This is a genomic window from Aeromonas sp. 600886 (genome assembly GCF_049174935.1).
GTDB classification, from domain to species: domain Bacteria; phylum Pseudomonadota; class Gammaproteobacteria; order Enterobacterales; family Aeromonadaceae; genus Aeromonas; species Aeromonas veronii_A.
The window spans coordinates 20,241-43,404 of sequence record NZ_JAAKUB010000008.1; the positions used below are offsets into that span (position 1 = coordinate 20,241).

22 protein-coding genes, 1 tRNA gene and 1 pseudogene are annotated in these 23,164 nt (G+C 50.7%); 16 read left to right on the forward strand and 8 right to left on the reverse strand.

Translation table 11 applies throughout. The annotated features are described in order from the left end of the window. Positions 1 to 39 precede the first annotated feature (39 nt). The gene (locus tag G5179_RS08180; RefSeq protein ID WP_421258180.1) at positions 40 to 2,556 is read right to left on the reverse strand and encodes a DNA translocase FtsK 4TM domain-containing protein; all 2,517 of its coding nucleotides are present in this window, start codon (positions 2,554 to 2,556) and stop codon (positions 40 to 42) included. Between the two features lie 202 nt (positions 2,557 to 2,758). Continuing rightward, positions 2,759 to 3,250 (reverse strand): leucine-responsive transcriptional regulator Lrp, encoded by a 492-nt coding sequence (gene lrp / locus G5179_RS08185; protein WP_005300047.1) that lies wholly within the window; start codon positions 3,248 to 3,250, stop codon positions 2,759 to 2,761. A gap of 150 nt (positions 3,251 to 3,400) precedes the next feature. Between lrp and ald the strand changes: the two genes are divergently transcribed. The 3 genes from ald to G5179_RS08200 all read left to right on the forward strand — a co-directional run bounded on the left by ald (position 3,401) and on the right by G5179_RS08200 (position 6,962). After that, on the forward strand, positions 3,401 to 4,516 hold the full coding sequence (ald, locus tag G5179_RS08190) for an alanine dehydrogenase (protein WP_058059143.1): 1,116 nt from the start codon (positions 3,401 to 3,403) through the stop codon (positions 4,514 to 4,516). A 185-nt stretch (positions 4,517 to 4,701) separates the two neighbouring features. Further along, on the forward strand, positions 4,702 to 5,652 hold the full coding sequence (trxB, locus tag G5179_RS08195; RefSeq protein ID WP_040066398.1) for a thioredoxin-disulfide reductase: 951 nt from the start codon (positions 4,702 to 4,704) through the stop codon (positions 5,650 to 5,652). Positions 5,653 to 5,714: 62 nt separating this feature from the next. Continuing rightward, on the forward strand, positions 5,715 to 6,962 hold the full coding sequence (locus G5179_RS08200; protein WP_005351207.1) for a diguanylate cyclase: 1,248 nt from the start codon (positions 5,715 to 5,717) through the stop codon (positions 6,960 to 6,962). Between the two features lie 108 nt (positions 6,963 to 7,070). Here the strand turns inward: G5179_RS08200 and G5179_RS08205 are convergent, their stop codons facing one another. After that, entirely contained in the window at positions 7,071 to 7,541 is a 471-nt protein-coding gene (locus G5179_RS08205) for a glycine zipper 2TM domain-containing protein (RefSeq protein WP_058059142.1), read from the reverse strand. A gap of 19 nt (positions 7,542 to 7,560) precedes the next feature. On the opposite strand from G5179_RS08205, the gene aat reads away from it, so the two are divergent. The 3 genes from aat (at position 7,561) to infA (ending at position 9,268) form a co-directional block, all read left to right on the forward strand. Further along, a complete protein-coding gene (gene aat / locus G5179_RS08210) occupies positions 7,561 to 8,268 on the forward strand; it encodes a leucyl/phenylalanyl-tRNA--protein transferase (RefSeq protein ID WP_257697061.1) in 708 nt (235 codons plus the stop codon). Continuing rightward, positions 8,265 to 8,981, forward strand: a complete 717-nt coding sequence (locus tag G5179_RS08215) for an arginyltransferase (protein ID WP_216950965.1) — start codon at positions 8,265 to 8,267, stop codon at positions 8,979 to 8,981. Before aat ends, G5179_RS08215 begins: the two co-directional genes overlap by 4 nt. 68 nt (positions 8,982 to 9,049) lie before the next feature. Further along, the gene (gene infA, locus G5179_RS08220; protein ID WP_005300033.1) at positions 9,050 to 9,268 is read left to right on the forward strand and encodes a translation initiation factor IF-1; all 219 of its coding nucleotides are present in this window, start codon (positions 9,050 to 9,052) and stop codon (positions 9,266 to 9,268) included. A gap of 68 nt (positions 9,269 to 9,336) precedes the next feature. Here infA and clpA read toward each other — a convergent pair whose 3' ends face one another. Next, complete coding sequence (gene clpA, locus G5179_RS08225; RefSeq protein ID WP_100653551.1) at positions 9,337 to 11,592, reverse strand: ATP-dependent Clp protease ATP-binding subunit ClpA; 2,256 nt, start codon at positions 11,590 to 11,592, stop codon at positions 9,337 to 9,339. A 59-nt stretch (positions 11,593 to 11,651) separates the two neighbouring features. Continuing rightward, positions 11,652 to 11,969 (reverse strand): ATP-dependent Clp protease adapter ClpS, encoded by a 318-nt coding sequence (clpS, locus tag G5179_RS08230; RefSeq protein ID WP_005337111.1) that lies wholly within the window; start codon positions 11,967 to 11,969, stop codon positions 11,652 to 11,654. 229 nt (positions 11,970 to 12,198) lie between these two features. Here clpS and cspD point away from each other — a divergent pair, with 229 nt between their 5' ends. Continuing rightward, on the forward strand, positions 12,199 to 12,417 hold the full coding sequence (gene cspD, locus G5179_RS08235) for a cold shock-like protein CspD (RefSeq protein WP_005300025.1): 219 nt from the start codon (positions 12,199 to 12,201) through the stop codon (positions 12,415 to 12,417). A gap of 117 nt (positions 12,418 to 12,534) precedes the next feature. On the opposite strand, the gene folD is transcribed toward cspD, so the two are convergent. Then, positions 12,535 to 13,389, reverse strand: a complete 855-nt coding sequence (gene folD, locus G5179_RS08240; protein WP_005346435.1) for a bifunctional methylenetetrahydrofolate dehydrogenase/methenyltetrahydrofolate cyclohydrolase FolD — start codon at positions 13,387 to 13,389, stop codon at positions 12,535 to 12,537. Positions 13,390 to 13,602: 213 nt separating this feature from the next. Here folD and G5179_RS08245 point away from each other — a divergent pair. Together G5179_RS08245 and G5179_RS08250 are read left to right on the forward strand one after the other, a co-directional pair. Next, positions 13,603 to 13,679 (forward strand) — tRNA-Pro (locus G5179_RS08245). Between the two features lie 744 nt (positions 13,680 to 14,423). Beyond that, a complete protein-coding gene (locus G5179_RS08250) occupies positions 14,424 to 14,633 on the forward strand; it encodes a hypothetical protein (protein WP_164091211.1) in 210 nt (69 codons plus the stop codon). 104 nt (positions 14,634 to 14,737) lie between these two features. Here the strand turns inward: G5179_RS08250 and G5179_RS08255 are convergent, their stop codons facing one another. After that, positions 14,738 to 15,304 carry a hypothetical protein gene (locus tag G5179_RS08255; protein WP_017787130.1) on the reverse strand — a complete coding sequence of 189 codons (567 nt, stop codon included), beginning with the start codon at positions 15,302 to 15,304 and terminating at the stop codon, positions 14,738 to 14,740. Positions 15,305 to 15,422: 118 nt separating this feature from the next. Between G5179_RS08255 and G5179_RS08260 the strand changes: the two genes are divergently transcribed. The 4 genes and pseudogenes from G5179_RS08260 to G5179_RS08275 all read left to right on the forward strand — a co-directional run bounded on the left by G5179_RS08260 (position 15,423) and on the right by G5179_RS08275 (position 18,723). Then, positions 15,423 to 15,629 carry a helix-turn-helix domain-containing protein gene (locus G5179_RS08260; RefSeq protein WP_080631368.1) on the forward strand — a complete coding sequence of 69 codons (207 nt, stop codon included), beginning with the start codon at positions 15,423 to 15,425 and terminating at the stop codon, positions 15,627 to 15,629. A gap of 240 nt (positions 15,630 to 15,869) precedes the next feature. Next, complete coding sequence (locus tag G5179_RS08265; protein ID WP_236319819.1) at positions 15,870 to 16,973, forward strand: DUF3289 family protein; 1,104 nt, start codon at positions 15,870 to 15,872, stop codon at positions 16,971 to 16,973. A gap of 610 nt (positions 16,974 to 17,583) precedes the next feature. Then, a pseudogene (locus G5179_RS08270) lies at positions 17,584 to 17,817 on the forward strand (DUF4172 domain-containing protein); the annotation flags it as partial. A 66-nt stretch (positions 17,818 to 17,883) separates the two neighbouring features. After that, a complete protein-coding gene (locus tag G5179_RS08275; RefSeq protein WP_421258212.1) occupies positions 17,884 to 18,723 on the forward strand; it encodes a Fic family protein in 840 nt (279 codons plus the stop codon). Between the two features lie 98 nt (positions 18,724 to 18,821). Here G5179_RS08275 and G5179_RS08280 read toward each other — a convergent pair whose 3' ends face one another. Beyond that, positions 18,822 to 19,082 carry a hypothetical protein gene (locus G5179_RS08280; protein WP_150389438.1) on the reverse strand — a complete coding sequence of 87 codons (261 nt, stop codon included), beginning with the start codon at positions 19,080 to 19,082 and terminating at the stop codon, positions 18,822 to 18,824. Between the two features lie 336 nt (positions 19,083 to 19,418). On the opposite strand from G5179_RS08280, the gene G5179_RS08285 reads away from it, so the two are divergent. Genes G5179_RS08285 through G5179_RS08295 form a run of 3 tightly spaced genes read left to right on the forward strand, consistent with a single transcriptional unit; the run spans position 19,419 to position 23,133 of the window. Beyond that, positions 19,419 to 20,642 (forward strand): ABC-three component system protein, encoded by a 1,224-nt coding sequence (locus G5179_RS08285; RefSeq protein ID WP_190973262.1) that lies wholly within the window; start codon positions 19,419 to 19,421, stop codon positions 20,640 to 20,642. Further along, positions 20,642 to 21,151: an ABC-three component system middle component 4 gene (locus tag G5179_RS08290; protein WP_150389436.1), complete on the forward strand. Its 510-nt coding sequence runs from the start codon at positions 20,642 to 20,644 to the stop codon at positions 21,149 to 21,151. Before G5179_RS08285 ends, G5179_RS08290 begins: the two co-directional genes overlap by 1 nt. Beyond that, positions 21,151 to 23,133, forward strand: a complete 1,983-nt coding sequence (locus G5179_RS08295; RefSeq protein ID WP_150389435.1) for an exonuclease SbcC — start codon at positions 21,151 to 21,153, stop codon at positions 23,131 to 23,133. The genes G5179_RS08290 and G5179_RS08295 overlap by 1 nt, the downstream gene beginning before the upstream one ends. Positions 23,134 to 23,164: the final 31 nt, after the last annotated feature.

The window sequence follows — 23,164 nt, forward strand, 5'->3', positions numbered from 1 at the left end:
GTAAGGGGCATGGCCAGGATAACAGTAAAAGGGTGGGCCTTAGTCCCGCACCGGCGGCGGAGCCAGCACATCGCGCTGACCGTTGCCACCCGGGGCGCTCACAATGCCCTGATTTTCCATCTGCTCGATGAGACGAGCAGCCCGGTTGTAACCAATCTTGAACTTGCGCTGCACGCTGGAGGTCGAGCCACGGCGGGACTCCACCACGAAGGCAACCGCTTCGTCAAACAGGGGGTCGAGCTCTTCGTCGTCACTACCGCCATATTCGCCGCTGCCACCTTCACCACCAGATTCGCCCGAAAGAATCTCATCGATGTAGTTCGGCTCGCCGCGCAGTTTCCAGTCCGCCACCACCTTGTGTACCTCGTGGTCATCGACAAAGGCGCCGTGCACCCGGGTCGGGTTGGAAGTACCAGCCGGCATGTAGAGCATGTCACCCATGCCGAGCAGAGATTCGGCGCCGCCCTGATCGATGATGGTCCGGGAGTCAATCTTGCTCGACACCTGGAACGAAATCCGGGTCGGGATGTTGGCCTTGATAAGACCGGTAATGACATCCACCGACGGACGCTGGGTCGCAAGGATAAGGTGAATACCGGCCGCCCGCGCCTTCTGGGCGATACGGGCAATCAGCTCTTCCACCTTCTTGCCGACGATCATCATCATGTCGGCAAACTCGTCCACTACCACCACAATGTGGGGCAGCTTCTCCAGCTCCGGCGGCATCTGATCCATGGAATCGCCCGGACGCCACAACGGATCCAGCAGGGGTTCCCCCTCCTCGATGGCAGCCAGTACCTTGTCGTTGTAGCCCTTGAGGTTACGCACCCCGACCGCCGACATCAGCTTGTAACGGCGTTCCATCTCCCCCACGCACCAGCGCAGGGCGTTGGCGGCGTCCTTCATGTCGGTCACCACCTCGGTCAGCAGGTGCGGGATCCCTTCGTAGACCGAGAGTTCCAGCATCTTGGGGTCGATCATGATAAAGCGCAGGTCATCGGGGGATGACTTGTAGAGCATCGAGATGATCATGGTGTTGACCCCCACCGACTTACCGGAACCTGTGGTACCGGCCACCAGCAGGTGCGGCATCTTGGCCAGGTTCACCACCACCGGCTCGCCGGCGATGTCCTGACCCAGGCCCATGGTGAGCGGGTTGCGGCTATCGCGGAAAGCATCGCAGTCGAGGGTTTCGCGCAGGTAAACGGTCTGACGCACCCGGTTGGGCAGCTCGATCCCCACATAGGTCTTGCCCGGGATCACCTCAACCACCCGCACGCTGCTGGCAGACAAAGAGCGGGCCAGATCGCGGGACAGGTTGGTGATCTTGCTCGCCTTCATGCCCGGCGCCAGATCCAGCTCGAAACGGGTAATAACCGGGCCCGGATAGACACCGACCACCTTGGCCTGCACGTTGTAGTCGGCAAGCTTGGCCTCCACCAGACGGCCCATGCGATCCAGCTCATCCTTGCTCATCATCTGGGTCTTGGCTGGCGGTCTGTCCAGCAGCTCGATACTCGGCAACGGCGGCATTGTTGACTGCGGACGACGCTTGGGCTTGGTCGGTGCGACGGCTACCGGTGCGGCGATCTTATCGTCCCCTTCGGCCCACGGCAGATCCAGATCCTCCTCATCATCGTCGTCGGCCACAGCCAGTACCGGCTGACGGCGCCCATTGGCAGCCGCCACCGCACGTTTCGGCTTGGCAGCCGGAGCCGGCTCGTCATCTTCATCATCAAACTGGGGATCGAACTCGAAGGTATCGTCGTCGAGTTCCGGCAGCCACTCTTCGGCGGCAGCCTTCTGATTCTTGGCCTTGGGCTTGCGAGTCCAGCTGGTATGCGGCTCATCTTCCTCGTCATCAAACGCGATGGCCCCTACCCCGCCTTCCAGCAAGGGATCCGGCCCCTCGTTGCGGGGTTGACGCCAGCCACCGGCCAACCAGCGGCCAAGGGTGGTCGGGAAGTGGTAAACAGCGCTGACCGAACCGGTACAGGCCGCGCCGATCTGCTCGACGATGGTGAGCCAGGACCAGCCGGTAAACAGGGTGATGCCGGTTGCCACGAAGCAGAGCAGCATCAGGTTGGCTCCGACGCCGCCAAACAGCGGCACCACCGCGGAGGCGATCACATCCCCCACCAGACCACCGGCAGAGAAGTTTTGCAGATCGTTGAAGTTCATGCTGGCAATGGCCGACATGCCGAGCACGGTCAGGATAAAGCCGATGATCCGCACCCCCAGGGTGAGGTAATCCACATCGAGCAGACGGCTCGGGCGCCAGAAGAGGCTCCAGCCCAGCAGTACCACCAGCGGGGGCACCAGATAGGAGAAGACACCAAAGGTAAACATGGTGATGTCGGCAAGCCAGGCGCCTGCGCTGCCGGCGAGGTTCTTGACCTCCCCTTGCCAGGAGGTCTGTGACCAGCCGGGATCGGCGGGATGATAGGACAACAGGGCGAGCAGAAGATAAGCAGCCATCAGGGTGATGGCGATCAAGACGGCTTCGAAGATCCGTTGTGTACCTGATAAAGGAGTAAACAGCTTTTTATCGGCCAAACTCCGGCTCCTTTCTGAAAACATGTAATGCAGGAAATAAGGGGGCCTAGTATCCCCGAAAAGCCCATCGATTGTCAGCCAGAGCCTGATGGGACGGGGCCATATTTGCAATTATCTTTACAAGAAGAAACGAGCGGACCGGCCGCTCGTTTCTGACTGTCATGGTGTCTCATATGGAAAAGATACCACGGCATAACCTGCTTTATCGGGTGCTGATCACCAGACGACTGCTCTGCTTGACCTCTTCCATCACCACGTAGGTACGGGTGTCATTGACACCGGGCAGACGCAGCAGGGTTTCCCCCAACAGTCGGCGGTAAGCCGACATATCGCTGACTCGGGTCTTGAGCAGATAGTCGAAGTCACCGGAAACCAGATGACACTCCTGGATCTCTTCGAGCACCTGAACAGCCTTGTTGAACTGTTCAAACACATCAGGCGCCCCGCGATTGAGGGTTATCTCTACAAACACCAGCAGAGATGCGTCCAGATAATGAGGGTTCAGAATAGCGGCATATCCTTCGATATAACCTTGTCGCTCGAGGCGACGAACCCGTTCCAGACACGGTGTAGGACTCAGGCCAACTCGCTTGGACAACTCAACATTCGAAATCCTGCCATCCTTTTGCAGTTCATTAAGAATGTTGCGGTCAATCCTGTCCAAATCCTTTAGCCGACTCTTAGCTTCCATCATTTTATTCCATCCTTTGGCTATTTTTTGGTAAGAATCACCAGTCATTTTATAATTATGGTCACAAATCCTGTCAATACCTGAATATACTAGGCGCAAATGTTGGTTAACATTTTGGCAACATGAAACACCAATCTATAGACGAGGGATAGCATGATTATCGGTGTACCTAAAGAGATAAAAAACCATGAATACCGCGTAGGCATGGTTCCGGCCAGTGTACGTGAACTGACAGCACGAAACCATACTGTTTTCGTCCAAAGCGGTGCCGGAAACGGCATTGGCTTCAGCGATGCAGATTATATCGCTGTTGGAGCCGAAATTTTGGCCTCTGCAGCAGAGGTTTTCGCCAAAGCCGAGATGATCGTCAAGGTCAAGGAACCTCAGCCTGTCGAATGTGCCATGCTGCGTCCGGGTCAAACCCTGTTCACCTATCTGCATCTGGCGCCAGACTTGCCCCAGACCGAAGCCCTGCTGAAAAGCGGCGCCATCTGTATCGCCTATGAAACCGTCACCGACGGCCGTGGCGGCCTGCCCCTGCTGGCCCCCATGTCGGAAGTGGCCGGACGCATGTCTATTCAGGCGGGTGCCCAGGCGCTGGAAAAATCGCGCGGTGGGAGCGGTGTGCTGCTCGGCGGCGTACCCGGTGTCGAACCGGCCAAGGTGGTGATCATCGGCGGCGGCGTGGTCGGCTCCAATGCGGCTCGTATGGCCATTGGCCTGCGCGCAGATGTGACCATCCTCGACAACAACGTCGATACCTTGCGTCGTCTCGATAACGAGTTCCAGGGAGCGGCCAAGGTGGTCTACTCCAACAGCGAGACGCTGGAACGCCATCTGCTGGCGGCCGATCTGGTCATCGGCGGCGTGCTGGTTCCGGGCGCCACTGCGCCAAAACTTGTCAGCCGTGACCACATTGCGCGCATGAAGCCGGGTTCGGCCATCGTCGATGTGGCCATCGATCAGGGCGGCTGTGTGGAAACCTCCCACGCCACCACCCACCAGGATCCGACCTATATTGTCGATGAGGTGGTGCACTACTGTGTCGCCAACATGCCGGGGGCGGTGGCCCGCACCTCGACCGTGGCGCTCAACAATGCCACCCTCCCCTTTATTATCAAGCTGGCCCAGCAAGGGTATCGTCAGGCACTGCTGAGCGATCCCAACCTGCTGCACGGGCTCAACGTGATGGAGGGCAAACTCACCTGCAAGGAAGTGGCCGTGGCACATGGCCTTGCCTACACGGATCCCCTGACCCTGCTGAACTGATCTGCGCTGGCCCGCGCCAGTTGGAGATGAGTGAAAATCCGCCCGCGATGGGCGGTTTTTTTATTCCTTTATTTTGCATGTCACCCCTTGTGAACACGATTAGTGCAATCGACTCACCAGCCTTTGACCCCGGATCACGAATTACCTACAATCGCGCAAACTCATCACATCCCGGAAATGACATCATGAGCCAAGTCACTCACAGCAAATTGCTGATCTTAGGGTCAGGCCCAGCCGGTTACACCGCGGCCGTCTACGCCGCCCGCGCCAACCTCAATCCCCTGCTCATCACCGGCATGCAGCAAGGGGGTCAGCTGACCACCACCACCGAAGTGGAGAACTGGCCAGGTGATCCGGAAGGCCTGACCGGCCCGGCCCTGATGGAGCGCATGAAAGAGCATGCAGAGAAGTTCGATACCCGCATCCTGTTTGATCACATCAACAGTGTCGAACTGACTCAACGCCCGTTCCGCCTCAAAGGGGACAACGGCGAATACACCTGCGATGCCCTGATCATCGCGACCGGCGCTTCCGCCAAGTATCTGGGTCTGCCCTCCGAAGAGGCCTTCAAGGGTCGCGGCGTCTCCGCCTGTGCCACCTGTGACGGTTTCTTCTACCGCAATCAGGAAGTGGCGGTGATCGGCGGCGGCAACACCGCAGTTGAAGAAGCCTTGTATCTGGCCAACATCGCCAAGAAGGTGCACCTGATCCACCGCCGCGACGAGTTCCGTGCCGAGAAGATCCTGATCAAGCGTCTGCACGACAAGGTCGCGAGCGGTAACATCGTGCTGCACACCCACCAGACCCTGGACGAAGTGCTGGGTGACCAGATGGGAGTCACCGGTGTGCGCCTGCGCAACACTCAGGACAACGGCACCAGCGAGCTGCCGCTGATGGGCGTCTTCATCGCCATCGGCCACCAGCCCAATACCCAGATCTTTGATGGCCAGCTGGAGATGCAAAACGGCTATCTGAAGGTACGTGGCGGCCTCGACGGTTTTGCCACCCAGACCAGCATTGAAGGAGTCTTCGCTGCCGGCGATGTGGCCGACCACAACTACCGTCAGGCGATCACCTCTGCCGGTACCGGCTGCATGGCAGCCCTCGATGCCGAACGCTACCTCGACGCGCAATAAACAAGCGTAGTTGTGATATAAGGCATACCAGTCGGTATGCCTTTTTTATTTAAAGGAGTCTAATGAAACAGAAGATATTGATTGTCGAAGATAGCCTGACCATCCGCCGTATGCTGACTCAGGCCATTGCCCAGCAGACAGGCCTCGAGATTGACGCCTTCGATACCCTCGAAGGTGCCCGTCACTGCCGGGGCGAGGAGTATGTGGTCGCGCTGGTGGACCTGACCTTGCCGGATGCGCCCCGTGGCGAAGCTGTCAACGAGCTGCTGGCTCGAGGTTTGCCGGTGGTGATCCTCACTGCCGACATCAGCGAGGATAAACGTGCCGCCTGGCTGGAAACCGGCGTGCTGGACTATGTGATGAAGGATTCGCGCCACTCGCTGCAATATGCCGTTAGTCTGGTGCACCGCCTCTATCTCAACCAGTCGATCGAAGTGCTGGTGGTCGACGACTCACGCACCTCCCGTCACCGCACCATGGCCCAGTTGCGCAAGCAATTGTTGCAGGTGCATGAGGCCAGTCATGCCCGTGAAGCGATGGCGATGCTGGAGCAACACCCGGACATCCGGCTGGCACTGGTCGACTACTATATGCCGGATATCGATGGCATCAGTCTGGTGCGGATGCTGAGAGAGCGTTACAGCAAGCAGCAGCTCGCGATTATCGGGATTTCGGTCTCGGACAAGCGCGGTCTTTCTGCTCGCTACCTCAAGCAAGGCGCCAACGACTTTCTCAACCAGCCGTTCGAGCCGGAAGAGCTGCAGTGTCGGGTCAGCCACAATCTGGAGGCGCTCGAGCAGTTCAACAGCATTCAGGAGTCAGCCAATCGTGACTACCTGACCGGTCTCTACAACCGGCGCTACTGGTTCAACGAAGGGCAAAAATGGTTTGAAGAACATCAGCGCCAGCAGACGCCTCTCGCACTCTGTGTGCTCGATGTGGATCACTTCAAGCAGGTCAACGATCACTGGGGCCATGCCATCGGCGATCAACTGCTCTGCCATCTGACCCGGCTACTGACCCAGTTCTTCCCCGATGCCATGATCGCCCGGTTTGGTGGAGAGGAGTTTGCCATGATGGTGCCTCACTGTACCGTCCCCGTGTTGATCAAGCGTCTTGAAGGGCTGCGTCAGCAGCTGCGCCAGCAACCCTTGTCACCGGAAACCCCACTCTTTGTTCGCGCCAGTTACGGCGTGATCAGCGTCGGGCGGATATCCATGGACGAGGCGCTGAGCGTAGCGGATCGGCTGCTCTATCAGGCAAAGAACACCGGTCGCGACAAGATAGTCTCTCAAGAGACAGCTATCTGAATCCTCAGGGCATCAGTCCCGTGTATTACCGCCCGACAGACTTTCCAGCAGGAGAGTCTGCGGGTTCCTTTCCTGCCACAGTCTCCCCATCACCATGACTATCGAAAGTCAGTAAGTCTTGTCGACCCGCACCCCATCATCGAAGTAGAGAATGCGCACCTTGTCCCCGTTGGTAAAGACCATGGCGGGATCATAATCCTGGATCACGTTGATAAGGGCATTTTGCTCGTTGCGGATCAGCAGCTCCACCAACTTGTTTTCCACCACGGTTCCCCCGGACTGGTATTGCTGCGCAGCCGCAGCACCCGCGAGCGCCCCGACGGCGGTGGCGATTTCACGGCCATGACCGCCGCCAAACTGGTTCCCCAGCAGGCCGCCCAACACAGCCCCCCCCAGCGTCTTCCAGCCAGAGTGCTCTGACTCCAGGATCTGGCGCTGGGTAATATTGCGCACCGTTTCGACCTGACCAAACACCACCTGATTGACTGGCCGCGCGGTATTGCGCTGGTAGACCTCCGCCCCGGCGGGCGCAGTGACAAAGCAGAGCAAGCTGGATACTATCAGGATAATGGCCTTCATCTATGAACCTCGTTGCCTTATGTCTCGCTATCTTACCCAACTGGATGATGAGCTTTGCTGGTTTCCCGACCCCAGCCATGCGCTGGAAGAGCCCAACGGCTTGCTGGCGATCGGCGGGGATCTCTCCCCTGCCAGATTGCTGGCAGCTTATCACAAGGGGATCTTCCCGTGGAATGAACCCCACCAGCCGACCCTGTGGTGGTCACCGGATCCCCGCGGAGTGATCCGCCCAGACCAACTCCATGTGGGACGGACACTGCAGAAGATTATCCGTCGAACCCCATTCGATATTTCTGTCAATCGCGCCTTTAATGAAGTCATTACCGCCTGCGCCGCCCCTCGTCGCACTGCCGATGGCACCTGGATCAGCCAGCCCATGATCGAGGCCTACCAGCAGTTGCACCGGCTGGGTCATGCCCACTCTATCGAGATCTGGCAGGAGGGAGAGCTGCAAGCGGGACTGTATGGCCTCTCTATCGGCCGACTGTTTTGCGGTGAATCCATGTTCAGCCGGATTGATAACGGCGCCAAACTTGCCATGGTGGCACTCTGTCGCCACTTTTCACGCCATGGTGGAGCACTTATCGATTGCCAGATGCAAAACCCGTTTCTGGCGACCCTGGGTATCGAGGAGTGGCCAAGGGCCCGTTTTCTGGCTGAGCTGGCGCGCCTTGGCCATCAACCACTATTGGCTTCCTGCTGGCGAGAGGGGGAGATCAGCTTATGACTGAAGAAGTGATCCTCAAAGTAGGGCTGACTCCCAAGCATCCCTGCAGTTATCTGGACCATGAACAGGAGCAATTGCTGGTGCTGATGGATCACAATCTGCTCAACGCCAACGGTTACGAGCGATTGTTGACTGCCGGTTTTCGCCGCAGTGGCAACGACATCTATCGCCCCCACTGCCCGGCGTGCCATGCCTGCCAGTCCCTTCGTATTCACAGCGAACGCTTTCGTCCCAGCCGTGGCCAGAAGCGGATCCGCCAGCTCAACAGGGATATCGAGATCGTCCTGAGCTATGATGACAAACCCGAGTATTACCTGCTCTACGAACGTTATATCCGCGAACGCCATCAGGATGGCAGCATGTATCCCCCCAACCGCAGCCAGTATCGCGGGTTTCTCCATTGTGACTGGATGCCGCCGCTCTACCTGGAGATGCGCAAAGAGGGCCGCCTGATCGGTGTCGCCACCACAGACCTGCTGCCCCACTCCTTGAGCGCCATGTACACCTTCTTCGATCCGGATTATGCCGATCGCTCCCTGGGCACCTTTGCCATCCTCTGCCAGCTCGATCTGGCCAGGAGAACCGGGCGAAGCTGGCTCTATCTTGGCTATCTGGTAGAGGCGTGTCGCAAGATGAATTACAAACGCAATTACCTCCCTCACGAGCTGTTAATTCAGGGGGAATGGAAAAATATCGACACCAAGCCCGAGTAAACTTTACACATAGCCTTAAATCCGGCATGATCCAGCGGTTTTTTGTTGTGGCTTATCAAGAGGATTCAATGGCTAAAGAAGACAGTATTGAGATGCAGGGCACTATTCTCGAAACCCTGCCCAATACCATGTTCCGTGTGGAACTGGAGAATGGTCACGTGGTTATCGCTCATATTTCAGGCAAGATGCGCAAAAACTACATTCGTATCCTGACTGGAGACAAAGTAACGGTAGCACTGACTCCCTACGATCTCTCCAAGGGACGTATTGTTTTCCGCTCTCGCTAAGCCAGGAATTCAGCAAAAAACCCCAACCTTTCGGTTGGGGTTTTTTGTCGTTTTCTGATCACTGACGCTTAGTGGGAAACAGCTTCAACATTGACCTGAAAATCAAAGCTGAGGCTGTCATTTACCAACTCAACCTTCACAATTCCCCCGTCAACCAGTGAACCGAACAGGATCTCGTTGGCCAGGGGTTTCTTGAGGTGCTCCTGGATTACCCGACCCATCGGTCTGGCACCCATGGCTCTGTCATACCCCTTCTCCGCCAACCAGTGGCGGGCACGCTCGGACACCTCGAGAGAAACTCCCTTCGCATCCAGTTGAACCTGCAATTCGACAATGAACTTGTCGACCACCTGATGGATCACCGTCATATCCAGATGGTTGAACCAGATGGTGTGATCAAGCCGGTTGCGAAACTCCGGACTGAAGGTCTTGTTGATCACCGCCATGGCATCGTGGCTCAAATCCTGTTGCTGGAAGCCAATCGATTTACGCTGGGTCTCCTGCACACCGGCGTTGGTAGTCATGACCAAAATCACGTTACGGAAATCCGCCTTGCGCCCGTTGTTGTCGGTCAGGGTGCCGTTGTCCATCACCTGCAACAGCAGATTGAATACGTCCGGGTGAGCTTTCTCAATTTCGTCAAGCAACACAACGGAATGAGGATGCTTGATCACCGCATCAGTCAGCAGACCCCCCTGCTCAAAACCGACATAGCCGGGAGGCGCACCAATCAGGCGTGAGACGGTGTGGCGTTCCATGTACTCGGACATATCAAAGCGCAGCATCTCGACACCCAATGCCTTGCCCAACTGCTGGGTCACCTCTGTTTTACCAACACCGGTAGGACCGGCAAACAGGAAGCAACCAACCGGGCGACGCTCGTTACCCAAACCTGAACGAGAGAGGCGAATCGCATCGGTCAGCACCTCGATGGCTTTATCCTGACCAAAGACCACCATCTTCAGATTGCGTTCCAAGTTCTTCAGTACTTCTTTATCTGAAGAGGAGACTGATTTTTCCGGAATGCGAGCGATCTTGGCCACAATGGACTCAATTTCCTGCACATTGATCACTTTCTTGCGCTTGCTCGCCGGCAACAACCGTTGACCGGCGCCCGCCTCGTCGATCACATCGATCGCCTTGTCGGGTAGGTGACGATCATTGATGTACTTGGCAGAGAGCTCGGCAGCTGCACGGATCGCCTTGGCGGTATAGCGTACGCCGTGGTGAGCTTCATAGCGACTCTTGAGCCCCATCAGGATGCGAGTGGTGTCATCGATAGTCGGCTCGACAATATCGATCTTCTGGAAGCGGCGGGCCAGCGCACGGTCTTTCTCGAAGATCTGGGCATACTCCTGATAAGTGGTGGATCCCACACAACGGAGCAAACCATTGGAGAGCAGCGGCTTGATCAGGTTGGCCGCATCCAGCTGACCACCGGATGCCGCACCGGCACCAATGATGGTATGGATCTCGTCGATAAAGAGGATGGCCCCTTCCTGACGCTCAATCTGCTTGAGCAGTACCTTGAGGCGCTTCTCGAAATCACCACGGTATTTAGTGCCCGCCAGCAGAGAACCCATATCCAGCGAATAGATGGTACTGCCCGCAATCACCTCGGGGACATCCCCCTTGACGATGCGATAGGCCAACCCTTCGGCAATGGCTGTTTTGCCCACGCCGGCTTCACCCACCAGCAGCGGGTTGTTCTTGCGACGGCGGCAGAGCACCTGAATGGTACGATTGAGCTCCTGATCACGGCCAATCAGCGGATCGATGCGCCCTTCCAGCACCAGCTGGTTCAGGTTGGTGGCAAAACTCTCGATCTGTGCGGCCGAAACATCATCATCAGACTCGGGATTGTTATTGCTGCCGAGATCCGGCTTGTTATCCTTGCGCACCCCGTGGGAGAGGAAATTGACGACGTCGAGGCGGCTGATTTCGGCCTTTTTCAGGAAATAGGCAGCTTGTGACTCCTGCTCACTGAAGATAGCGACCAGCACGTTGGCGCCGCTGACTTCGGTATTGCCGGAGGATTGCACATGGAAGACGGCACGCTGCAACACGCGCTGGAAGCCCAGTGTCGGCTGGGTTTCACGATCTTCATCGTCGCGCGGTATGAGCGGAGTAGTTTGGGTGATGAATGCGCGGATCTCCTTGCGCATCTGCTCGACATCGGCACCACAGGAGCTCAGCGCCTCATGGGCTGAACTGTTATCCAGAAGGGCTAACAACAGGTGCTCGACGGTCATGAATTCGTGGCGCTCGTCACGGGCCAGTTTGAAAGCCTCGTTCAGCGTCTTTTCTAGATCTTTATTCAACATAGGCACCTCCCCTAGTACAGCTACAATGTGGTGTCACACTCGCCATCAAGTCATCAGATTCAAGCCTTTTCCATAGTACAGAGCAGTGGATGTTCGTTGTTACGTGCATAGGTGTTGACCTGGACAACCTTGGTTTCGGCGATCTCTGCGGTAAACATGCCGCAGACACCCTTACCACTATAATGCACACTCAGCATGACCTGAGTCGCCTTGTCCAAATCCATACCAAAGAACTTTTGCAGCACCTCCACCACAAACTCCATGGGCGTGTAGTCATCGTTGTTCAACACAACCTTATACATGGGTGGCGGCTGCAGCTTTGTTTTCTCTGCTTCTGCAATCTCTTCATTAGCAAAGAGTTCTTTCTGCTTGCTCATAATCGCGCTTTGGTACCTCTAGATTACTACCGTCTAACACAAGGTTGTCAATAGACTTGTTAACCAGATCACATCAGCTGTTAACAACTTCTTGACTCGCTCAAAAGTTAGACTAGATTGGTTACTTGCTAATCTGTGCCCGTCTGCTATGGGCCCATGTCCCTAGTTATAAAGGGCTGGCGCAGGTTACTCAACGACTTCTGGGTAATCAATAAAAGGATGTAGAAGTATGGCAACCGGCACAGTTAAGTGGTTTAACAACGCAAAAGGATTTGGGTTTATCTGTCCGGAAGGGGGCGGTGAGGATATCTTCGCTCACTACTCCACGATTCAAATGGAGGGCTACAAGACCCTGAAAGCGGGTCAGGCTGTCAATTTTGAACTGCAACAGGGGCCGAAAGGAAATCACGCCTCTGTGATTGTGCCAAACGAAGCACAAAATATGTAAATAACACCCGTTGGATAAATAAAAAACCGGTTCCTCTCTGAGCAACCGGTTTTTTATTGTCAGATTTCTGGCGAATCCTGCCTCCTCACGGGATCACAGGGTTATCACCAGCCATGATCAGTCGTGATATTCGCTGCAGGCGATCAGGGTATTTTCCATCAGGCTGGCGACCGTCATCGGGCCCACGCCACCGGGTACCGGAGTAATGAATGAGGCATGGCTGCGCGCCGTCTCAAACTCCACATCCCCGACCAGCGAGCCATCAGCCAAGCGATTGATGCCCACATCGATTACCAGTGCCCCCGGTTTGATCCACTCGCCAGGTATGAAGTTGGGCTTGCCGACTGCGACAACCAGCAGATCGGCACGGCGTACCTGATCTTCCAGATCCCGGGTAAAGCGGTGACAGGTCGTGGTTGTGCAGCCCGCCAGCAGCAATTCGAGAGTCATGGGACGCCCCACTATGTTGGACGCTCCCACCACGACAGCATGCAGACCGTGCGTCTTCACGCCGGTGGTCTCGATCAGCGTCATGATCCCTTTCGGAGTGCAGGGGCGCAGCGCCGGAATACGTTGGGCCAGACGACCGACGTTATACGGGTGAAATCCATCTACATCCTTGTCAGGCTGGATCCGCTCCAGCACCTGAGTGGTATCAAAGTGATCCGGCAACGGCAGCTGAACCAGAATGCCATCTACGTGGCTATCCGCATTCAGCTGGTCAATCAGCGCCAGCAGCTCTTCCTGACTGGCGGTTGCACTCAGATCATAGGAGCGGGAGAGAAAACCCACCTCCTCGCACGCCCGACGTTTGCTGCCGACATAGACCTGAGAGGCGGGATCCGCCCCCACCAGAATGACTGCCAGCCCTGGAGCCCGTTTCCCTGCCGCCAACCGCTGTTGGACTTGCGCCGCGACCTGGCTGCGAATCGTTTGCGCAACCTGTTTTCCATCTATGATTTTGGCAGACATCGTTCTCCACTCACCATGTGTTCAACTGCCGCGCATTGTCGCATTTTTTTAGCCGGGATGTTAGCGGCAGACGCACGCCAGACCTGCAGCGGGCAATAAGTAGGCACTTGAATTTACTGGGGGAAAAAGTCGTTGACGCTGGCCCTTACGCTTGGCTATGATGCCCGCCCGTTGCCCAGCACGACTCTTGTCGATATGCTGGTCAGGGATTTTCGGTGATTAGCGCAGCCCGGTAGCGCATCTGGTTTGGGACCAGAGGGTCAAAGGTTCGAATCCTTTATCACCGACCATGTTCATCAACTCGTCATCAAGACGAGTTGATACAAAGCGCCCTTAGCTCAGTTGGATAGAGCAAAACTAACCCCCAAAGTGTTACCACTTTTTGAGGTGACTAGAGTAGGCAAGGGCTGGAGAGATGGTAAGGTTACCTAGTAAAGCCTTGCTGTTACTCCTTACAAAAAAGAGTTACCATTTTGCATAGCTCTTAAGATGTTGTTGATTTGTAAAATTTGTCCCGTTAGCTCAGTCGGATAGAGCATCCGCCTTTAAGTTATTAGGAGCCTGTACAGGGAAACCTATACAGTGGAGAGGGTGAATTCAAGGAAGCCTCAGCGCGTAATGGCGGTGGTAATCTTGAGCCAAGCTCTACAAGCGTGTAGAGAAGGTGCAGAGACTAGATGGTGCAATGCGATCTCATTGCGGAATACATCATTAGCGCCCTCCACCCAAACAGATAATGCTGTGGGTGAAGATATAGTCCAGACCACAAACACCCTCGGGTGGCAGTGAAAGCTGTAGTGGTAAGCTAAGCGGATGGTCGCAGGTTCGAATCCTGCACGGGACGCCATTTTCAGAAGTAAAAAAGCCAGCATTAGCTGGCTTTTTTACTTCTATAACCTCTCAATTAAATCCCCCCCTCCCCCATTGGACAACCAATGACGACCTTATTGGTCTTTGGATGAGTACGCCCTCATCACCTCCTCCACGGCAAAGTGTTGGCTCATGACAACCTTATCGATCGGATCTATGTGTGTATGGCTCTGAGCAAGATAGCGGTCTGTTTTGTGACAGCCAACGGGCGTGGCATTGATGTCGCCAAGCGCCTGCTGGAGTTCTGCACGAGTCTGCGCCTGCTTTGCTGGGCCCATGTACTGCGCAACGTGGCTATTATCGCCCTGAGTGGGGAGCTGTTTCGTCAACGCTTACTTTCGTTGGTTGAGACGACCAAACACTTGGGACATTGACCCCAAGAGTGACTGCATACAATTATCCGAGCCCGCATCGAGAAACGGATTACCCCATTCACTCCGAACTGTGTGCATCAATCCCCTGACGCTGAACGGTTACATCAAGAGGCGCTTCTAAACGCCATCAGCCCCCTCAAAAGCCTCTCCACGGCCTCCAGCCTGCCCCGCAAATCGCGACTTTCTGCAACGGTATGGTTGATGGCCCTTTCAATCGCTAGATCCAATATGGAGAAGTCGGATCTTAACTCCTGGTACTCAGTGAGCATTGAATCACATTCCTGCAACGCTTGACGGTAGTGCTGTGCTCTCGCACTCAGCCCCTCCAAGACAGACTCATACGTTTCCGATTCTCGCTCCTTACCCGATTCCGTTACAAGCGCATCCGGCCCAATAAATTCCTCTTTGAAATGCACTTCATCGAACTTGGGAGTCCTGATGAAATGAGAAAAGCGCCTCCCATCATCAACGTTCTTCCTTTTTAGAAGTCCCTGATTTACGAGCTTAATCAGATGCCGATAAATGAAGGTATAACGCCGCTTACGTATCTGCGATTCTGCTTTGTCACCAAAAATGGCATTTACAAATCCTATCGCAGTGAAGTCATCCATCTGCAATCGAATGAGTGCGGTGTAGAGCGCGGTTGGTAACCACACAGTCTGGGAGCTCATAAGCAATACTCAGCCTCGAACGAAAACATTTAGTGGAAATCTAAACTCGATTGCGGATTATAATCCGTGGTCGTTAGCCAGACAACCAGAGATAGTGCTCGCCAGTGAGAGGCGAGACATGCAAGATCTAGCAAAAAAATTTGGTGATGCTGTGCGTGATAGACGGCTTCAATTGGGCGTATCGCAAGATGCACTCGCATATGCGGCCGAAATTGATAGAAGCTACGTAGGACGAATTGAGCGTGGTGAGGTTAATATCACCCTGGAAAAGGCTTATCGTCTTGCCAGAGTAATGGGGTGTGACATTCGCGAGTTGCTGCCATAGATATATTTGCCAAGTAATTATCTCTTTACCCAGATAAAACCAAATTTCCCTATAATTATTCACAGTGATGGCAATTAGCATCATTGCCATCCTTAGCATTTGTCTATTAGCTATTAATCCCCCGCGTCCATCGATAGAAAGCGTCACAAACTGCCGTTTTCAGAAAATGCCTACATGGTCTCGATTGGCGCATTGATGATAAAGTGATCCTCTCACTACTTTTCATCGAGCCCTCTATACATGCAGAAACCAGACCTCAGAGACATCAGCCAACTCACCAAGGACGAGTTCAAGCGCATTCTAGGCCCTGTGGCTGGAAGCCTTGATGACGGATCGAAGGTGGTATTGGGGATGCAATCTGATGTGTTTGCTTGCTGTAGTATCCAAGGAGACCAAATCTCGGTGAGGGGGACGCCCAGGTTTGAGCAGGCCATCAAGTCGGCATATGCTCAAGCCAAGCCGACAATGTGGTTTGGTTCGGCAGAGAAAGAGCGTCCGAAAACAGAAACCATACCTCCTGCTCTCAAGCCAAAAACCGATACAACGTCAGCCACAACCTATCGTGTGCCTGTGCTCATTTACAAGTCGAAGCGTGAGCCAGGTAAGAACGTTGATGGCAGCCCCGCCGAAGATATGACCTACGGCAAAATGACGGCAGAGCAGATTAAGGCTATCCCCATGTTCGTAGGGAAGATGGGAGATGACGGCTTTATTGGTGATCTCGAAAAGACTGACCCCAAGGTGTTCTTTAGTAGCTTCCGCAACATGGCCACATTGTTTGCAACTGGTGACTTGAAGATGAACATTCTGGCCATGATCGCCAAGTTCGAGAAATCTGATGGGGGTGAATACCGGAACCAAGCATTGACGAGAGCAGCGCGAGCTCACCCGACCACGATCAAGTTCTCAGATACCCTTATCAAGGAAGTAAAGGCAAAGCTGGCCGAACTTGATGGTGATGTGAACAAGCTTGTTCTGAGTGACTTGATGCAGCAATACAGCAAGACCTCCGGCTTTCGGTTACCCATCTTCAACTCTGCGGCGGATAAGGTGCAGGGCCTCACAATTGCGGTGAACGATGTCTGGGCAGGCAAGGCGGAAATCGCGACATATGAAAAATTTGGCGACTTCTACAAAGGGACGATCAAAGTAACGCTATATGACCACTTCGGTCTCGATTATCCTGACATTGGCCCTGACCCCACGACCGGAAGAGTCAAGTTCTACGGCCTGGCGTCCGGTTTCAGAAGCTGGTTTGTTCTTCAACACTACAAGCGCTTTGCCTACAAGCCGTTTTTGACCGTCATTGAACTCAGCTATCCATTCCAAGGGGAACTAAAGTGAGCGCAGCCGTGAAGACAGAGAGAACATGGGTATTCGTGTTGTTCATGCTCTATCACCTCTTGAATGCATCGATCCTGTTCATTCAGCCTGTCTATGACTGGTTTAACGATGAATACTCACTGACTGGCCTATATGTACTGCTCATGCCCTATCTCTGGGGTTTGATAACAATACTGGGTGCGATTTTGTTCTTGTCAGATCGCTCTTGGAAATACCTGGCAGGTAATCTACTCGGTGGTTCAATTCTTCTCTTTTGGTGGCTTAGATTGGCATCCCAATATTAGTGAGTATCGTCAGGCATATGAATGAGTAGACCGAACGGCATTTTCTTGGGCGTGGCTTCATGCAGCGCAAGCTGCAAGCTCACAAGATCTATTCGAAACGAAAATGAGTTTCCCGCCTTGTCTATCTACTGGTTGCTGTAGCTCCACCCAGCAGCAATACATCCAGTTTTTCGTCAGCTCCGGTCTGAGATTTTCAGCCTGGATCTCCATCCTCATTTCCAGCTCTGCTGGTCTGCTGCATGTGTTATATTCGGCTCAAACATTGAGCTGAATGATGGGCTGGGTCGGCTCATTATTGAGACCCTAGCACGTTGGATGAGGAAATAATGGAACCATTTTGGATTTGGCAACAAGCAGATTGGCCCCATTTTCGTTGGCAGGATAGTGAGATATTACCCAGATTACGGCGTGTTCAACGCAGGCTGGGAATTTTACTAGGTAGTCATTCCAGGTTGGGGAACCCCGACCAAACGTTAGATATGTTACTTGCTAACATCATCGCCTCATCCGCTATTGAGGGTGAGCGTCTCAATGCCCAATCCGTGCGTTCTGCCCTGGCTAGGCGGTTAGGGGGATCAGAAACTCCGTCCTATCCCGTGTCAGATCGCTCAGAGGGGCTCGCGGCCATGATGCTGGATGCCATCGACAACCATGAACAACCACTGACAATTGAACGACTTTACCAATGGCATCGTTGGCTGTTCCCCGCCAACGAATGGTCGGTGCAGCCAGTGAACGTAGGGCAGTTGCGAGGAGATGAGCCGATGCTGGTTGTCTCTGGGAGTGTTGATCGCCCTACCGTGCATTTTGAGGCACCGCCCAGAGCAACTCTGGACGATCAACTGACCGAGTACACCCTCTGGTTTAACCAGACTCGACATGATCCAACGATGGATCCGCTTCTTCGTGCGGCAATTAGCCATTTTTGGTTTGTGACCCTTCATCCCGTTGATGATGGCAATGGGCGGCTCACGCGGGCATTGACCGACCTCGCGCTGTCACAGGCTGACAGCCAGGGCATCCGTTTGTATGCCATGTCAGTCGCTATTCTAGAATGGCGGGCTGACTACTATCGGGCACTGGAGTCAACACAGAAGGGCACGCTGGATATTACCTCCTGGATTTGTTGGTTCCTCGACACACTGGATTACTCCATAGAGCTGGCATTACAGGTTATTGCTCGTTCTCTTGCCAAGGCTCATTTTTGGTTTCGGCACTGTCATGACGGTCTGAGTCCAGAGCAAACTAAGGTTGTTAACCGTTTATTGGATGGCGGCAAAGAAGGTTTTGAAAATGGCATCAATGCAAGCCAGTATCAAAAAGTGGCAAGAGTCAGCAAAGCGACCGCTACACGCCATCTTGCGCAACTGGTGGATAGGGGGTGCATTGAGAAATTACCTGGTGGCGGACGCAATACACGCTATCAGATCCGTTGGGGCGATATTGGCTCCACTGTGGGAGTCTGAAAAGACTCTATCTGTTAACTTGTTCGGACTATCCCTGGAAGAGTTGATTTCATCTGGTGAATTAAAGCTTCGATTTACGAACTGATGAAGTTCATAAATTAAATTTTTACGCCATGATGAGTGCCGTCAGGCATATGGACAAATAAATTCAAACGACCATCACAGCTTTCAACTAACTGCTTAATAGCTAATAAACCATTTACTATATCGGTGTCTATTTCAAAAACAGCATCCATGTCCAGATGAGAAAGCAGTCTACAAAGCTGAATTTTAATTAATTGCTCATCTGCCATTTTTCGAGCTTTGTGGACAACAGTCGATGACTCAGACTTTAAAATTTCTTCTAACGTTCTACTCATTTCTTAATGTTCCCTTTCGATTTACTCTGCATAAAGCTTAACATTCAAAAAGTAATGTATCATTTCTAAATGAACGTCCACGGCATCTAAGCTCCAGCATCCAACAAATCTCTATACACCATCCGTATGGTCTCTACAGAGTGTAGGATTGGTCATCTAAAAATGCGATGCAACACAAGTTTTACCACATTATTGATACAAATCATATGGTTGTCTGTGTGAACTCTTGCATATGTATGTTAATGATGAGAGTCTGACTATAAGCTCGCTGTGATTACCTCTGGAGCAAATTTATTTTAACAGCAGTAACTTTAGTTTATGGAAAAGGCATTTAACATGGATAACAATTTTATTTTTTATAAAACCAATGTTCACAATAAAAATTTAATTCTATTTGTCCATGGCTTTACAGGCGATGTAAATAACACATGGCAGAATAAAAACGGTTTTTTATTTCCACAAATGTTATTAGAAAACCCGTATGTTGGGCAACATTTTGATGTGGCTTCATATAGCTATTTCAGTACTTTGTTGGATTTATTTGCTAAAACAACTGAAAAATTTCGATGGTTTAAATCAATTTTAAACAACACAACACACCGAAAAGAAAAAAACTTAGATATAGACGAACTAGCTAAAACGCTAAGCAGCCATTTAAGGATTACGTTATCTCAATATGAGAACATATATGTTATAGCTCATAGCATGGGAGGATTAATCACAAAGTCTCTTATTTCTAATGAGATAAGAGAAGTAGGTCACACTAAAATAAAGTTATTTATTTCTTTAGCGGTGCCACATCAAGGTGCAGAGCTGTCTGTTTTTGGTGGTTTAATTAGTAGTAACTTACAAATAGACAATCTTAATCCAGTGAATTCGTTTATCAACACTCTCAATCAGAGATGGGTTGATCTAGAATATAAGCCAGCGACGAAGTACTTCTATGGTAGTTATGATTCTATCGTGACAAAATACAGTGCAGTAGCAATAGATAAAATTGAAAAAGACATAATACCTGTCACTGAGGATCATAACTCCATTTCAAAACCCGAGACAACTTCTTCCATCGTGTATCTCGCTGTTGTGCAGTTTATTGAAGAGGCACATAGATATATGACTCTAGAAGAAGTTGGATATCAAAAACCATTATTTACTGAAGACTTTAATGATGAAATGTTTGTCATTAAATTAATTATTGCCAATATCGCGAATGCAACAAAAGATCATGCGATAGAACTATTTTTCAATGCCGAGTATGCCACTAGATTGTTTAAGTCATCACACGATAGAAAACAATTTGAAAAGTTGTATGACAATATTCGTCAGTTATATAAAGATAGTTATGATAGATACCTAGCAGATCCTGCCATAAATCCAGGTATTTTATTATCACAAGTTCACACAAAGATAACAGAGCAAGATTCAGCTTTACTTAAAAGTATGATTCCAACTCTACAGTCATATCATAAAAAAGGTATGCTTCATCAACTTGCAAATAGGCCAGACTCTGATATTTGGTGGTCACAAGAACGAGACCTAAATAAAAAGGAGTCAGCATAATGTCTCTTCTATTCATGAACGCTGATGATGATGCCTATGTTAACATAGGCATTATGATAATAATCATTGGTACTCTCTCTAAGACAAGCAGGAACACTCTCAAACTTAATAATGAAAAGCTTCATGCTTTTTATTTTCTTGTAAAAAACCCCGTTGTATTGAACTTATTTTTAAATAAAACAGGTAAAGGCAATATTAGATTGTCAGAAATTGACTCTTTTTCTATTTCATCTATATCACCAAACTTAGAACCATTGTTTGATCGCTCATTACTAAAATCGCTTTTAGCCGTCTTGATTTCCAAGAAACTTATTGATGTCACATATAAAGAAAGCAAAGGATTTTTTTATACTTTGACGACCAAAGGAATAAATGTTTTCGATGAATTGAAAGAAGAGCATTTCATTGAAATTAAACTATTCTGTGAGAAACTTACTCGCGTTATAAGCATCAGTGATACAGAATTCAACTCTGCTCTACAAAGCATTTTAAAACGGGACTATTTATAATGGCTAGCAGCATACTCATAAATCAATTAGTTGTCATCGGTGTGCAAAAAAATTACTCTGTAAATTTTCACGAAGGAGTAAATATTATATATGGTGACTCAGCGACGGGTAAATCAAGCATACTAAACTTAATAGACTACCTTTTGGGAGCGAAGACTTTCTCTTTATATCCTGAGATTGAATCATCAGGTCGCTATTGCCTACTCGATGTAACTTTAAACTCGCAAAGATATACTATAAAAAGAGATCTTTTTGATGCATTAATACCAATAGAGGTCTATCCATGCGCCGTTGATCTGATTGAGCAATATGCTGCGAGAAAATATAACCCAAGTTTTAGTTCAAGCAGTCAGTATAATGATATGGAATTCTATTCTGAGTTTCTTTTCACTGCTCTTGGCTACAACAATGTAAAAATAAAGGAATCTCCAACAAAAGATGATTCGAAGTTAGCACGCCTTAGCTTTCGTGATTTATTCAAGTTCTGTTATGTAGATCAAGATGACTTAGGAAGTAAAATATTTTTACAACCTGAAAACTATGCACTCCAAACTAAAAATGCCGAGGTGTTCAAATATATATTTAATGCTCTGGATAGCCAGATTTCAGATGTTCAGCAAAATATTTCGACTCGAACACTACGGAGAAATGAATTAGATAGGAAGTTTAAATCGGTCTCAGAGTTCTTGCGAGAATCTGATTTTGGGAGCATGTCAACTCTGGACTCTCTGGTTGATAATGTAGATCAAAAAATTCTAGAAATTGAGAGGCAGATCCTTAATCTCAATACTAGATTAACATCTGACAATGATCTCTATCGAGCACTTCATTCAACTATAACTCAGATCACATTGGATAAAAGATCTCTCATACAAAGGCAACAAGAGAACCAAACTAAAGTGGAGCGGTTCACTAGACTTAAAAATGACTATCTAATTGATATTGCAAAGTTCAGGGCATCTGTATCTGCAAGAAAATCGATTGGTGATATACCAGAAGGAATCACCTTATGCCCGATATGTGATAATAATCTTAACGTTGGTTTTGCAGCACAACGCTTTGATATGGTTTCTATAGATAAAATAAATTATGAAATAAATGCACTTAACCGCCGAGTTAAAAACTCTGAATTAATAATAGGTGAAGCCAAACGCCAATGGGAAATGGATCAAGCTAAGCTTAAAGATTTATCAGAGGCTGAAATCGAAGCTAGGGTGCTACTTGATAAGCAGACAATAGAACTATCAACACCATATCTAGCCGAGAGAGATACTTTTGTATCCAAGCTAGGAGAGCTCAAACAGCACAGGAAAGAGCTTGTTAACCGATTAAAAATTAGAAATCAACATAATTTACTGACAACCACGATAGAATCACTAGAGTTAAGTTTAAAGGAGCTAAATGATAAGCTAGATATTTTGAAGGCCTCAGCCCCATCAATGGAGGATGTCTTTTCCACCTTGTCAGATCACTTAAAAGAATATTTGCTCTATGTGAAAATTAAAAACCCGACAGGTATTGGTTATACCAAAGGAAAGTATTTACCGAAAGTTCGTAATATCGAGTATTCGAACATAACCTCGGGTGGCCTACGTACTATAGTTGGTATTGGTTATTTATGTTCACTGATGAAAGAAGCGCTTAACTCAGATATGAGTTACCCTTCATTTTTAATGATCGACACCGTTGGTAAATATTTAGGAAAAACTCAGAAAGGAAAATCAAACATAGATGGCACGTCAGAAGAGGATGATGTGAGAGAGGCTGTATCAGATCCTGAAAAATATAAAAATATCTATGAGTATATTATAAATCTATCGAATGATTATTTTCTGAAGGATCGAGTATGTCAATTCATACTTGTAGATAATGATGTTCCTGATCATATCTTAGATAAAATATCGAATTTTGTTGTTGCACATTTCAGCTCAGAAAGAGCAGATGGACTGCCTGTTGGCTTTATTGATGATGCAGTGAATTAACCTTCTTACTTGTAAAGCACACTATTAGGAT

Coding starts and splice junctions, on each gene's coding strand:
- G5179_RS08275 (WP_421258212.1), top strand. CDS start 17,884: ATGATGCTGGATGCCATCGACAACCATGAACAACCACTGACAATTGAA.
- clpA (WP_100653551.1), bottom strand. CDS start 11,592: ATGTTGAATAAAGATCTAGAAAAGACGCTGAACGAGGCTTTCAAACTG.
- G5179_RS08280 (WP_150389438.1), bottom strand. CDS start 19,082: ATGAGTAGAACGTTAGAAGAAATTTTAAAGTCTGAGTCATCGACTGTT.
- G5179_RS08285 (WP_190973262.1), top strand. CDS start 19,419: ATGGATAACAATTTTATTTTTTATAAAACCAATGTTCACAATAAAAAT.
- cspD (WP_005300025.1), top strand. CDS start 12,199: ATGGCAACCGGCACAGTTAAGTGGTTTAACAACGCAAAAGGATTTGGG.
- G5179_RS08250 (WP_164091211.1), top strand. CDS start 14,424: ATGGCTCTGAGCAAGATAGCGGTCTGTTTTGTGACAGCCAACGGGCGT.
- lrp (WP_005300047.1), bottom strand. CDS start 3,250: ATGATGGAAGCTAAGAGTCGGCTAAAGGATTTGGACAGGATTGACCGC.
- clpS (WP_005337111.1), bottom strand. CDS start 11,969: ATGAGCAAGCAGAAAGAACTCTTTGCTAATGAAGAGATTGCAGAAGCA.
- G5179_RS08295 (WP_150389435.1), top strand. CDS start 21,151: ATGGCTAGCAGCATACTCATAAATCAATTAGTTGTCATCGGTGTGCAA.
- G5179_RS08200 (WP_005351207.1), top strand. CDS start 5,715: ATGAAACAGAAGATATTGATTGTCGAAGATAGCCTGACCATCCGCCGT.
- aat (WP_257697061.1), top strand. CDS start 7,561: ATGTCTCGCTATCTTACCCAACTGGATGATGAGCTTTGCTGGTTTCCC.
- G5179_RS08205 (WP_058059142.1), bottom strand. CDS start 7,541: ATGAAGGCCATTATCCTGATAGTATCCAGCTTGCTCTGCTTTGTCACT.
- G5179_RS08290 (WP_150389436.1), top strand. CDS start 20,642: ATGTCTCTTCTATTCATGAACGCTGATGATGATGCCTATGTTAACATA.
- G5179_RS08255 (WP_017787130.1), bottom strand. CDS start 15,304: ATGAGCTCCCAGACTGTGTGGTTACCAACCGCGCTCTACACCGCACTC.
- folD (WP_005346435.1), bottom strand. CDS start 13,389: ATGTCTGCCAAAATCATAGATGGAAAACAGGTTGCGCAAACGATTCGC.
- infA (WP_005300033.1), top strand. CDS start 9,050: ATGGCTAAAGAAGACAGTATTGAGATGCAGGGCACTATTCTCGAAACC.
- trxB (WP_040066398.1), top strand. CDS start 4,702: ATGAGCCAAGTCACTCACAGCAAATTGCTGATCTTAGGGTCAGGCCCA.
- G5179_RS08260 (WP_080631368.1), top strand. CDS start 15,423: ATGCAAGATCTAGCAAAAAAATTTGGTGATGCTGTGCGTGATAGACGG.
- G5179_RS08215 (WP_216950965.1), top strand. CDS start 8,265: ATGACTGAAGAAGTGATCCTCAAAGTAGGGCTGACTCCCAAGCATCCC.
- ald (WP_058059143.1), top strand. CDS start 3,401: ATGATTATCGGTGTACCTAAAGAGATAAAAAACCATGAATACCGCGTA.
- G5179_RS08265 (WP_236319819.1), top strand. CDS start 15,870: ATGCAGAAACCAGACCTCAGAGACATCAGCCAACTCACCAAGGACGAG.